12 protein-coding genes, 1 tRNA gene and 1 pseudogene are annotated in these 11,810 nt (G+C 61.9%); 6 read left to right on the top strand and 8 right to left on the bottom strand.

Features of this window, described 5'->3' with window-relative positions:
- The first annotated feature begins 412 nt into the window (after positions 1–412).
- Positions 413–487 (top strand) — tRNA-Glu (locus tag EN879_RS10030).
- Between the two features lie 810 nt (positions 488–1,297).
- On the opposite strand, the gene EN879_RS10020 is transcribed toward EN879_RS10030, so the two are convergent.
- The 5 genes from EN879_RS10020 to EN879_RS10000 form a co-directional block, all read right to left on the bottom strand.
- Complete coding sequence (locus EN879_RS10020; RefSeq protein ID WP_013531997.1) at positions 1,298–1,705, bottom strand: TadE/TadG family type IV pilus assembly protein; 408 nt, start codon at positions 1,703–1,705, stop codon at positions 1,298–1,300.
- On the bottom strand, positions 1,695–2,120 hold the full coding sequence (locus EN879_RS10015) for a TadE/TadG family type IV pilus assembly protein (RefSeq protein ID WP_032808908.1): 426 nt from the start codon (positions 2,118–2,120) through the stop codon (positions 1,695–1,697). Before EN879_RS10015 ends, EN879_RS10020 begins: the two co-directional genes overlap by 11 nt.
- Before the next feature lie 19 nt (positions 2,121–2,139).
- Positions 2,140–3,366: a pilus assembly protein TadG-related protein gene (locus tag EN879_RS10010; protein ID WP_164774364.1), complete on the bottom strand. Its 1,227-nt coding sequence runs from the start codon at positions 3,364–3,366 to the stop codon at positions 2,140–2,142.
- 322 nt (positions 3,367–3,688) lie between these two features.
- Complete coding sequence (locus EN879_RS10005; protein ID WP_013532000.1) at positions 3,689–3,952, bottom strand: DUF6074 family protein; 264 nt, start codon at positions 3,950–3,952, stop codon at positions 3,689–3,691.
- A 191-nt stretch (positions 3,953–4,143) separates the two neighbouring features.
- Positions 4,144–4,440, bottom strand: coding sequence for a DUF982 domain-containing protein (locus EN879_RS10000; RefSeq protein ID WP_013532001.1), 297 nt, complete (start codon positions 4,438–4,440; stop codon positions 4,144–4,146).
- A gap of 444 nt (positions 4,441–4,884) precedes the next feature.
- On the opposite strand from EN879_RS10000, the pseudogene secF reads away from it, so the two are divergent.
- From secF to EN879_RS09975, 5 genes and pseudogenes are all read left to right on the top strand, one after another.
- Positions 4,885–6,393, top strand: a pseudogene (secF, locus tag EN879_RS09995) (protein translocase subunit SecF); the annotation flags it as partial.
- The gene (locus EN879_RS09990) at positions 6,368–6,811 is read left to right on the top strand and encodes an Mth938-like domain-containing protein (protein WP_050580472.1); all 444 of its coding nucleotides are present in this window, start codon (positions 6,368–6,370) and stop codon (positions 6,809–6,811) included. The pseudogene secF and the gene EN879_RS09990, both read left to right, overlap by 26 nt.
- A 1-nt stretch (position 6,812) precedes the next feature.
- On the top strand, positions 6,813–7,655 hold the full coding sequence (locus EN879_RS09985; RefSeq protein WP_164774363.1) for a phytoene/squalene synthase family protein: 843 nt from the start codon (positions 6,813–6,815) through the stop codon (positions 7,653–7,655).
- 83 nt (positions 7,656–7,738) lie between these two features.
- Positions 7,739–8,167: a hypothetical protein gene (locus EN879_RS09980; protein ID WP_027160420.1), complete on the top strand. Its 429-nt coding sequence runs from the start codon at positions 7,739–7,741 to the stop codon at positions 8,165–8,167.
- The gene (locus tag EN879_RS09975; protein WP_174564975.1) at positions 8,167–9,117 is read left to right on the top strand and encodes a sterol desaturase family protein; all 951 of its coding nucleotides are present in this window, start codon (positions 8,167–8,169) and stop codon (positions 9,115–9,117) included. Before EN879_RS09980 ends, EN879_RS09975 begins: the two co-directional genes overlap by 1 nt.
- Before the next feature lie 11 nt (positions 9,118–9,128).
- On the opposite strand, the gene EN879_RS09970 is transcribed toward EN879_RS09975, so the two are convergent.
- Genes EN879_RS09970 through trmFO form a run of 3 tightly spaced genes read right to left on the bottom strand, consistent with a single transcriptional unit; the run spans position 9,129 to position 11,470 of the window.
- Positions 9,129–9,446 (bottom strand): type II toxin-antitoxin system ParD family antitoxin, encoded by a 318-nt coding sequence (locus tag EN879_RS09970; protein ID WP_013531311.1) that lies wholly within the window; start codon positions 9,444–9,446, stop codon positions 9,129–9,131.
- Positions 9,447–9,490: 44 nt separating this feature from the next.
- Complete coding sequence (locus EN879_RS09965) at positions 9,491–10,057, bottom strand: hypothetical protein (RefSeq protein ID WP_063168112.1); 567 nt, start codon at positions 10,055–10,057, stop codon at positions 9,491–9,493.
- Positions 10,058–10,060: 3 nt separating this feature from the next.
- Positions 10,061–11,470, bottom strand: coding sequence for a methylenetetrahydrofolate--tRNA-(uracil(54)-C(5))-methyltransferase (FADH(2)-oxidizing) TrmFO (gene trmFO, locus EN879_RS09960; protein WP_127274033.1), 1,410 nt, complete (start codon positions 11,468–11,470; stop codon positions 10,061–10,063).
- Positions 11,471–11,810: the final 340 nt, after the last annotated feature.

The following is an 11,810-nucleotide window of genomic DNA, read 5'->3' as shown; positions in this document are numbered from 1 at the left end:
GGTCGCGGCGGTGTCGGCACATACTGCCACACAGAATCGGTTCACGTCGACGTCGGTCCCGAGCGCGACTGGAACTGGCGCTGCCGCCGGCGCAGCGGCGGTGACGGCTAGCAGCGCTATTTGACGGCCTACGCCTGTCAGCCGCCAAGGCCGTTCCGGCAATATCGTTCCAGCCTCCTGAACATTCGAGATAGGCTGAAGCGTCCCCAACTTCGTCATCCTCGGGTCTTCGCGACGGAGCGCTCCTTGCTCCGCCCGTGGATGACGAAACGATGGGTGTCGCCGCTAATCGTCAAGCCTGCCAGCCCTCGGCAAACCGTTGATTTGGCAGGCCTGGAAAAAAGTTGTCCAAGGTGGCACCTGACGGGTTGCCGGTTGCGCACAACGCCAGTATAAGCCGCTTCGTCTGAGCGCGCCCATCGTCTAGCGGTTAGGACACCGCCCTTTCACGGCGGTAACAGGGGTTCGATTCCCCTTGGGCGTACCAGAAAAATTTGCGTTTGGCGCAAACCTCCCTCCCAATGTCGGCAATTTCGCTTGGCTCTCTGCTGCTCTCTTCAACTGACGCGCAGTCTTCCGCGATCACACCATAGGCCAACGCGGCCACACGGGTCATAATCCTGCTACAAAGTGGTCGATTCCTAAGGGATGTAGCCGCTCCAAGAGCCCGCCGCAGGTCGCCCCCGTGGCGGGCTTTTTATTGCACGGTCGAGTTGGGCTTTCACGGCATTGCGACAACGGGGCGAAGCCCCGAGTGGCAAGTCCGTATTTATTTGCCTAGTTTGCGTGCGGGAGCCTACATGAGAACGGGTCGCGCGCCGCTCAAGACGACCCTCTTCAGCGCTTCAACCGGCATCCGACAGTGCAAAGTCAAAAGCCTGTTATGATCCACGGATTGGAGTCGTATCCGAGACGCGGCTCTGCCTTTGCCCCGCTATCTTCCGATTTGGCGGTTCCGGTGAAACCGCAGTCCAGATTTGCAACGGGCTTCTTGGTCGACGGTTTCGTGGAACACAAGGCGGCAGCGTCACTGACCGCCGCCTTCTTTTCCTTGGCAACAGCGACACCGGTCGCAGCGAAAACAACAGCCGCGCACAATACAGCCACTCTCATTGGAACCCCCACATTGCACCCGACAGATGGTCGAACATGACGTAACGTAATCTTAATATTAGCACTAACGAATATATTAGCTAGCCCCGTGCCATAAAAAGCAGGCCGAGTGCCAAGCTTGCGCCACGACCGCCAAACCGGTGCATTGGCAGAGCCCCGGCGCGCGAGGCTATCAGGCCACAGCCTAGCCGCTGCCAAGCAGCGGCACGGTAACGGTTGTCGCGTAGTTGATCGGGAAGGAACTGAAGTAGGGGAAGTCGATGACGAAGGCATAGGCGGCGGTCAGATGCGCCATGCGGAAGCCGCCGCTCACCGGGTCGATGGCGATCGTGACGTTCACGTCCTTGAACCCCAAGGCCTGCAATTTCTGCGTGGCGATCGATTGAATGTCGGCCTGGGTCAGCGTGTTCTTAAGCTGCAGCGAGCGCGCTGACGTCTCCAGCGTATAGCGAACACTGGAGACCGAGTGCATCGACCAGCCAAAGGCGAATATTCCGAACAGCAGCATGACAAGGAAGGGGGCGATCAGCGCGAACTCCAGCCCGGCCCCGCCCGATCGATCCCGCCGCAACGCGCTTACCCTAGCGGACACGGATCACCTCCTGGTGACCGATGACGGTGGGAGCGGCAAAGGCGCCGAAGGCAATTGGCGGCACCCAGGTGCCCGATGCCTGTATCTGGACATAGATCGACGGCACCTTGGGCCCACTGCACATGGTGGAAGCGTCGACCACGGTCGTCCCGCACATACGGATGTGGCTTAGCGTGACCTGGCCGTCTTCCGGCCGATTTTCCCAGCTCGCAATGGCAAGGGCCTGGGTCGCCGCATCATCGGTCGATCCGCTCATGACCAGGTTCGCGGCCGTCTTCACACCGGCGCGCATCGACAGTGAACTCGTTATGTAGGACCAGCCGTCCAGAATACCAAGCAGCACCAGGCACAGAATGGGCAGCACCATCGCGAACTCGACCGCCGCAACGCCCGAATCATCGCCGAGGATCGGCATCGACCGGCGCCCCACGGAGCTACTCGGACAGTGCCACGGACCGCGCGGCTGGAATGTTGGGCACTCCGAGGCTCGAGCAATCCTGATTGATGGTTGAATTACCGGACCATTGAATCGTATTTGCGACGACCCTGGTGCAGCCGCCATTGCCCGAGAAGTTGCCAAGATAGCTCACTTGCTGCTTGGGGAAATAGATGGCCCCGGTCAAAAGCGAGTCCGCTGTGCCGTTGAATGTGCTGGATGCACTCATGCCGGTCCTGTCGCCGTAGAACAGAACGCCTGAGTAGGTGCCCGAAGTCGCCGCGCTGAGCTTCACGGACGCATTGCCATTCATGCTGACGGTCGAGCTGCCGGACATGAAGATGGTCACCCCGGCGCCGGTGATGGCCGCGTTGGCGTTTATCTTGAGATTGCCCTGGACGACATAAACGCCGGGCGAAAGCGTGACGTTGCCCTTCAGGTTCATGCCGCTGCAATAGGTGCCTGGACCGAGCGTCGCCTTGTTGTCGTTCAGGCAGGGGGTCGCGGCCACCGGGGCCGGCAGGTCGACAAAGGGATCGCCGGCGGGCAGTGCCTGGGTGATCGGGGCCGCGCAGACGGGGGTGACGGGATTGCTGAGAGAGACACCGCCCGCCGATATCAGGCAATCGGCCTGCAGACCGGCCGCGCCCTGAAGCTTGATGGCGTCGGAGGCGATGGAATTGGACATGACCGAGCAGCCGGTGAGCTTAACGCTGGTGCTGCCGGAAAACAGCACCGCCTGCGACGCGGACGGATCGAGCGCGAGCATGCAAGCACTCGAGGCATCGGTAATGACGGCCACCGCCCTCGCCTGTTCGGGAACCTTTTCCTGTGTGAAGATCAGGGTGAACATCCGGTCGAGCTTCTGGCCGACGATCACCTCGACCGCTTTTTTCGCCGTATTCGGTCCGGACGCGGGCGGCGTATTGACGACGATCGTGCCCGAGCCCAGCCCGTTCGACGCCGCGGACTGGGTCGCAGCCGCGACGATCGTCGGCTTGTCGGAACCCGAAATCTGTTCGAGCGCTCCGGCATAGGCGGCTGCATCGGCCGTCGCCTGCAATCTCAGGCTGTTGTAGTACCAATAGGAGGTCTCGACGCCGAAGCCCGCAGCGCCGACAACGACCGGCAAGGTGAGGGCAAAAATGGTGGCGACATTTGCGCCCGTGCTCCGGCGCATGGCGTCCATTACAAGCCGAACACGGGTGAAGCTATTCAAGGCCATGGCTTAGATTAGAAAGCACGCATAAATGAACGAATGGCTAAAAAGTTCGGTGCATTTTTGAGCAGTGGTCCATTGGCTTCAAAAAAGAAGTGCTTCGCTGGCTGATCAACGCGCGAGCGCACTTCCTGGCAAGCGAGAAGGGCTAGGGCCAGCGGGAGGCGGCGAGAGAGAGCATCGATGTCCTAGAGCATCCGCCTGCGATAGGCAGCCATGGGTTCGCACCCGATCAGCGAACTTGCCGTCGAAGGCAGCAAACACCGATGTGTTGCTGCTCGCACTGTTGGAGAATGCAGTGGGAAGCCAAAGCTGTGCAGGATTTTCTTCAAGCGGAAAGAATCGGCATCGGCTCCGCAACCACCCCGGCCGACATCTCTCTTTGCACGGCTTGGAAAAACCTGCGCACTTCATCGCTGGCTGCTGTTCTGTCCCTGCCGGAGCCGACCACAAGATCGAGCAACTCCGACGCCTTGGCCCTCCAGAACGAGGTGGCGGTCTCGCCATGCAGGTTGCCGAGCTTGGCAGCAACCTCTCTGACCAAGAATACCTGACGGTCGATCGGGAATGCACGGATTTTTTCTGGGGACATCTTCCGAACCATGAGACTGACGCAACGAATCAACCATTGCCAACAAGCAATGGCGTAGCCGGGAAGGTGGAAACGGAAGCTTAACGGCGCTGACGTGGGTGCGGGGACGCAACGATACGCTCGCGACATCGCCTGTGCGTCAAACGCGCTTCATTGGTTGCAGTGGGGGGCAGGCGAAACGGCGGCGGCCCTTAGGCCTGGAGCGCCCTCGCCTCACCGCCGCGCTTGCGCGGCGTCATCATATCCCTGGCCATCAGTCCGCTGGCCCGGCAAAACGCCATGAACGCCCGGCAAGCATCCTCGGTCTTGACCACGTCTACCGTGGCCCCAAAGCAGGCGTTGAAGGCTTTCTGGTAGATCGGGCCCTGACGGCGCGCAGGCCAGTCCTGGAGAAAATCGAGCGCCTGTTCGACGCCGTAGATCTCCTCGACCGGCAGGCCGGGCGCGGGCGCTATGCGCACCGGCACCTCGAATTGCAGTCTGTCCATTTCCTGTCTCCCGAACTGGCGCCACCGCAGCAACGCCGTTCGTCGTCAAAAGTTGCTTTGACCGGCTTTTGGCCCAGAAATGTGTCGTCACTTGGGTCGCTGAACCGCCCATGCAAGGCGAATATCTCGAACTGTGCGGGTGCATCGGGCAGTTCTTCCTTGAACCTTTTGCCCTCAAGTGCCAAATCTGGGGAGATCTTCACGTCGGCTCTCTTGCAGGGCCCTACCCGCTACACGGACAAAATGGTCACCTATCTCGACGCTGCCACGGCCCCGCTCAGAAATACCGGCCAGATCCGCCTCTATGGCGAGGACGGCTTTGCCGGCATGCGCAAGGCATGCGATCTCACCGCGCGCTGCCTCGACGAGCTGGTGCCGATGGTCCAGCCCGGGGTCACCACCGAAGCAATAGACCGCTTCGTCTTCGAATTCGGCATGGACCACGGCGCGCTGCCGGCGACGCTAACCGTCATCGAGGAGCGTACCGTTGGTCCGGGCCTTGGCCAGGATTCGATCCATGCCGGCAAGGTTGCCGGCATCATCGGTTCTATCCTCGTCGTTGCCTTCATGTTCGTCGCCTACGGCTTCCTCGGCTTCCTCGCCAACATCGCGCTGGCGGTGCACGTGGCGATGATCGTCGGCGTGCTCTCGCTGCTTGGCGCGACGCTGACCTTGCCTGGTATCGCCGGTATCGTGCTGACCATCGGCATGGCGGTCGATTCCAACGTGCTGATCTACGAGCGCATCCGCGAGGAGCGGCGCGCCGGCCGCTCGGTCATCCAGGCGATCGATACCGGTTTCACCAAGGCGCTGGCGACCATCGTCGATTCCAACATCACCTCGCTGATCGCCACCGTGGTGCTGTTCTATCTCGGTACCGGGCCGGTGAAGGGCTTTGCCATCACCTATGCCATCGGCATTCTGACGACCGTCTTCACCGCCTTCACCTTCACCCGTCTGCTGGTCTCGATCTGGCTGCGGCGTACTCGCCCGAAGGAATTGCCGAAGGCGCCGGTGACCTTCGTTCCGCCCGGCACCAAGATCCCCTTCATGGGCATCCGTCGCTGGACGTTCACGCTGTCCAGCGCACTTTCGATCCTGTCGGTGGTGCTGTTCATGACCGTCGGCATCAACTACGGCATCGATTTCAAGGGCGGTTCGCTGATCGAAGTGCAGGCCAAGAGCGGCAATGCCGATCTCGCCGACCTCCGCGCGCGGCTGACCGAACTCAACATCGGTGAAGTCCAGGTGCAGCAGTTCGGTACGCCGAACGACGTGCTGATCCGCGTCGGGACGCAGGATGGTGGCGAAAATGCCGAGCAGACCGTCATCGACAAGGTGCGCGGCGAGCTGCAGGATAATTATGACTTCCGCCGCGTCGAAGTGGTGGGACCGACCGTGTCCGGCGAGCTCGCCAAGCAAGGCACGATCGCCATGCTGATCGCGTTGCTCGGTATCCTGATCTATGTCTGGTTCCGCTTCGAATGGCAGTTCGCGGTCGGCGCCATCGTGGCGACGGTGCACGATGTGGTCATGACGCTCGGCTTCTTCGTCATCTCCGGGCTGGAGTTCAACCAGTCGTCACTGGCGGCGATCCTGACGATCATCGGCTATTCGCTGAACGATACGATCGTGGTCTATGACCGTGTCCGAGAGGATCTGCGAAAATACAAGCGCATGCCGCTGCCGCAACTCCTGAACAACGCCATCAACGAGACGCTGTCGAGAACGACGCTGACCTCGGTGACGACGATCCTGGCGCTGCTGGCGCTGGTGCTTTTCGGCGGCGAGGTGATCCGCTCGTTCACCATGGCCATGCTGTTCGGCGTCATCTTCGGCACCTATTCGTCGATCTTCATCGCCGCCCCGCTGCTGATCCTGTTCAAACTGCGGCCGCAGGCTACGGCCGACGAGGAGAAGCCGGTCAATGGCGGCAAGGCGGTCGCGACCTGACGCGCGCCCCCGAAGAGGTTTAACGGTGACCAGCAAAGGCATCGTCATCCGCGAGGCGCATTTCCCGGGCCGCGCGCCGATCGAAGCCTACGGCAATGGCGGATTCCGCTTTGCCGACATGTCGCATCGCGGTTCGCTGCTCTGTCTGCCATCCGGCATCCATGGCTGGGAGCCGGTGGACCCCTTGGCGCTGACGGTGGCGGATTTTGACAGGCTGCTGTCCGAGGCCGACAAGATCGAGATCCTGCTGGTCGGCATGGGCAGGGATCTTCGGCCGTTGCCCGCTGCATTGCGGGCCGCGCTGAAGGCCGCCGGCGTTGCATCCGACCCGATGTCGACGGGGGCCGCGGTGCGGACCTACAATGTCCTTCTGGCGGAAGAGCGCGCCGTGGCCGCCGCGCTCATTGCCGTCGATTGACATGTCTCGAAGCGCTGAAATCGTCATGGACGCGGTGCGCGCCGCCGATCATGATCGCTATCTGACCGCGCTCTACGCGCCGGACGGCAAGCGCGACGCGCTGTTTTCGCTCTACGCCTTCAACGCGGAGATATCAGGTATTCGCGATCGCATCCATGAGGCGCTACCGGGCGAGGTGCGGCTGCAATGGTGGCGCGATGTCATTGCCGCCGGCGGCGAGGCCGGCGCCGGCCATCCCACTGCCGAAGCCGTGAACGCTACGATAGCGACATTCGGCCTGCCGAAGCCGGCCTTCGAGAACATGCTCGATGCGCGCATCTTCGACCTCTACGACGACCCGATGCCGTCGCGCACCGATCTGGAAGGCTATTGCGGCGAGACGGCCGCAGCGCTCATCCAGCTTGCGGCGATGGTGCTCGATCCCGTCGAGGCGCCGCGCTTTGCCGAACTGGCGGGCAGGGCAGGCTGCGCACAGGCGATGACCGGCCTGCTGCTGCTGTTGCCGCTGCACCGCCAGCGCGGACAATGTTTTGTCCCGGCCGACATTCTGGCGGCAGCGGGATCGTCGCCGGAAGAATGCGTCACCGGCGACGGCGGATCCGGCGCCAAACGCGCGGTGGCGGCGATGATGGCGCTGGCACGGGAACATCTTTCCGCCTTCGAGCAAGGCGCACCGGCTCTCCCGGTCTCGCTGCGCCCGGCATTCCTGCCGCTGGCCCTGTCGCGCGCCTATCTCGGCAAGATGGAGAATGGCTCGCCGTTCGGTGGCGTGGCGCGGCTCTCGGCCTTGCGCCGGCATTGGCTATTGCTGCGCCGCGCGAGCAAGGGTTGGCCAGCACTTTGACGTAAACGTCAACCGTGCTAAGAAGTCTCCGCGCCAAAACTGTCGCCATAGACGACAGGCCGGCCGGAGGAGATACCCATTCAATGAGCTTGCCTTTGCTGGTTGCGATCGTCGCCCTTGGCATCGCGCTGTCGGTTGCCGCGGTGCATTTCACTGGCGGCAGCAAGACGGCGACGCTCAGTGGCGCAGATCATGCGAAGAGCCGGTTCGCCGAGGATTTTCCCGACGAGATCGTGGCGGCAGTCCGCCTGACAGCAGATGCCGGGACCGCGTTCCTGGATATCGGGCGAGGGCGCTTCGGGATCGTTCACAGCGTAGGCGACTGCTTCTTGACCCGCATCGTCACGCCTCAAGATGTCACGATTTTGGACGCTGGAGACGGGAATACGGTCTCGCTGCGGCTCGCCGATTTCACCTGGAAGGGCGGCCGCTTCCGCTTTGCCAGCGCAACGGATGCGCAAGGCTTGCTGAAGGCGCTTGAGCCGCAGAGTTTCGGCGGAGAGGCGGCATGATGGACGACTACAATTTTCCGCAGGTCACTCAACTGGCCATCCCGTTCTTCGTTGTCGCGATCCTGATCGAGCTTTGGTTGGTGCGCACCGGCCGTGCCAAGGGTTCGTTCGAAACGCGCGACACATTGACCAGCCTGATGATGGGTACCGGCAATGTCGTTGCCGGGCTGCTGCTTGGCGTCGTGTCCTACTGGGCGTTGCTGTGGCTCTGGCAGTTCCGCGTCTTCAATCTCGGCCTGTCGATCTGGGTCTTTCTGGTGGCCTTCCTGCTCGATGATCTGCGCTACTATTTCTATCACCGCATCGCGCACCGGGTGCGCTGGGTGTGGGCCGAACACGTCAACCACCATTCCAGCCAGCACTACAATCTGTCGACAGCGCTGCGGCAGAGCTGGACGGGCCTGTTCACCTTCATGTTCGTGCTGCAGGCGCCGCTGGTGCTGCTCGGCTTCCACCCGGCGGTGATTGCCTTCACCTTCGGCTTCAATTTGGTCTGGCAATTCTGGATCCACACCGAGACCATCGGCAAGATGTGGGGCTGGTTCGAGTTCGTCTTCAACACGCCCTCACACCACCGCGTCCACCACGCCACCAATCCGCGCTATCTCGACGCCAACTATGCCGGCACGCTGATCATCTGGGACCGCATGTTCGGCACCTTCGTCGGGGAACTGGAAGAAGACCGGCCGCGCTACGGCATCGTCAGGAATCTCGGCACCTTCAATCCGCTGAAAGTGGCATTCCATGAATGGATCGGCATGTTCAGGGATGCCTTTGCGCCCGGTCTGACCTTGAGCGATCGCCTGAACTATCTGATCAAGCCTCCCGGCTGGAGCCATGACGGCTCGCGCGAGACTTCGGAGAGTTTGAAGGCTGCCTATGTCAGGCGAAATCCTGCTGAGGCGGGGAAGCCTGGGTTGCCAAGCGTGGGTGTCGAGCCCGCCGAGTAGAACTTCTTATGTCAGGAGGGTCCGTCGTCATCGCTGTCGTACGCCAATTGCGCGATTCGTTCCCTCACTTGCGCGATGGCGTGATCCAGCGGAATAGCGGGACGCGTATCTTCGATCGAAGCCTTTATCTTGGCCCGGATCGCGGCTAGGCGCTCGGCATGCTCCTCTTCCTCGCGCTGGAAGGCCCGGAGCGCCGCGCGGATGACTTCGCTCGCCGAGCCGAAAGAGCCGTCTTCGACTTTTTGGCGGATAAGGCGGGCCATTGCTGGCGTGACTGTGACAGAAAGTTTCTCGGCGAATTCCGTGGAACGGCTCCCATTGGACAGCAAGTGGGATTGTATCCTGCTTCATCCGTGCGGCCAACGATGAGGTCCTAGCGCCTGGGTTTCGCCCGGCCAGCTTCCGAACCATCCGGCATGGTGGCGCTAATGCGCCGAGTTGTGCCGAAATGCCGGCCGAATTCATGGCCCCCCAAATCTGTAAAATTGGCTTCGAACTCAACCAGCGCGTCGACAATAGCCGGCGCCTCCGAGCTGGGAGCCTCCTGCGTGAATCGTGCACTGAGGTAGGCGCCATGAGGATGTGAGGGATCCAGACGGGCTTGGATCGCCCAGAAGGATGACAGCGAATAGATCGCTTTCATGAAATCCAGAATTAGCCGGTCATTGTAGGGACCTTCGACAGGCTGAACGGCAATGATTCTCTTCAAGCTTCGATCACGGTTCTCATTGTAATTTTCATTTTCGTACAGCCAACCTTGGCCCCCGTGAGGCTGACCTATTAGCGCCTCGATAGCGGGTATATGAACTTCGCGCAGCTTCCGCAGGTTGGTGCATCTGACATAGATGCTCCAGCAAATTTCGTAGTCGCCGGCGAAAGGTTCGCCACTCGGCGGCAGGTCCGACGGCAGAAGCTGGTGCAGCTCGGAGTGCTTGGCCACGGACTACTCGGCGGCTTGCGCTTGTGCCGGCAGCCCTAGCCATTCTCGGCAATCAGCCTGCGCACGCGATGTGATGGCGTGCCGCTTGGCAACGGTCTTGTCCTTGCCGCGCATGCGTTTGCCCTCGGCCTTCGGAGCTTCGACAGGTGGGAACAGGCCGAAATTGACGTTCATCGGCTGGAATGAGCGCTTTCCCGGCTCGTCATCGGAGACAATATGACCGCCGGTGATGTGGTTGAGCAGAGCGCCGAAGGCCGTGGTCAGCGGCGGCAGGGACGGAGCAAGGCCGAGCCGCTCCGCTGCGGCGAAGCGGCCGGCGAGCAGGCCGATGGCCGCACTTTCGACATAGCCTTCGCAGCCGGTGATCTGGCCGGCGAAACGCAGGCCGGGCCGCGACTTCAGTTGCAGCGAAGCGTCGAGCAAGGTCGGCGAGTTGATGTAGGTGTTGCGGTGCAGGCCGCCGAGACGGGCGAAATCAGCGTTTTCGAGACCCGGTATGGTGCGGAAGATGCGCACCTGCTCGGCATGCTTCAACTTGGTCTGGAAACCGACCATGTTGTAGAGCGTGCCCAGCGCATTGTCCTGCCGCAACTGGACGACGGCATAGGCCTTTACCGTCGGATTGTGGGCATTGGTCAGCCCCATCGGCTTCATAGGCCCGTAGCGTAGCGTCTCGACACCGCGCTCGGCCATGACTTCGATCGGCAGGCAGCCGTCGAAATAGGGCGTGCCTTCCCATTGCTTGAATTCGGTTTTCTGGCCGTCGACCAGCGCTTGCACGAAGGCAAGGTACTGGTCCTTGTCCATCGGACAATTGATGTAGTCCTTGCCGGTGCCGCCTGGCCCGACCTTGTCGTAGCGCGACTGGAACCAGCAGGTATTCATGTCGATCGTGTCGAAATGGATGATCGGCGCAATGGCGTCGAAGAAGGCGAGCGCATCGGCGCCGGTCGCTTCCGCGATCGACTGGGCAAGCCCGGGGGCGGTCAACGGACCCGTGGCAACGATCGCCTGGTCCCAATCCGTCGGCGGCAGACCTGGCACTTCCTCGCGCCGGATGGTGATCAGCGGGTGTGCTTCGAGTTTTTTCGTCACGGCATCGGCGAATCCGTCGCGATCGACGGCCAGCGCGCCGCCGGCCGGAACCTGGTTGGCGTCGCCGGCGCTCATGATCAACGAGCCGGCCAGCCGCATTCCGGCGTGCAACAGGCCGACCGCGTTGTTGTCGGCGTCGTCGGAGCGGAAGGAATTGGAACAGACGAGCTCGGCCAGGCTATCGGTCTTGTGCGCATCGGTGCCACGAACGGGCCGCATTTCATGCAGGATGACGGGCACGCCGGCTTGCGCTGCCTGCCAGGCGGCTTCGGAACCGGCGAGGCCGCCGCCGATGATGTGGATTGGGTTTTTGCTCATGAGCGCCGGAATAATCGCTTGGTGCGGCGATTGCAATTGCCGTGCGCGGTGCGGGGCAAACAGCTGCTGATGGGAGCGCCTCGTGAAAACAACAACACCCGCCGGGGGAGGAGGTCCGGCGGGTGTCGTTTTTCGGGTCGACCTTCGGGAGGAGGTGAAGGCCGGCCATATTCGTCATCGCCGGGGAGGAGGTCGGCTTTGACGAAATTCCTTTCGCCATTTTTAGAAGGGGCGAAACCTCTGGAGCAAAATTCGTCTTGCCCCTGGGAAACAGCGCCCGCCGCGGGAGGAGGTGCGGCGGGCGCCGGTTTTGTGGGCAAACCCCGGGAGGAGGGGAAGG

Origin of the sequence: Mesorhizobium sp. M7A.F.Ca.AU.002.02.1.1 (assembly GCF_003998535.1) — a bacterium.
GTDB classification, from domain to species: domain Bacteria; phylum Pseudomonadota; class Alphaproteobacteria; order Rhizobiales; family Rhizobiaceae; genus Mesorhizobium; species Mesorhizobium ciceri.
The sequence above is the reverse complement of the archived record's forward strand: the minus strand, read 5'-3'. Positions and strand labels throughout refer to the sequence as shown.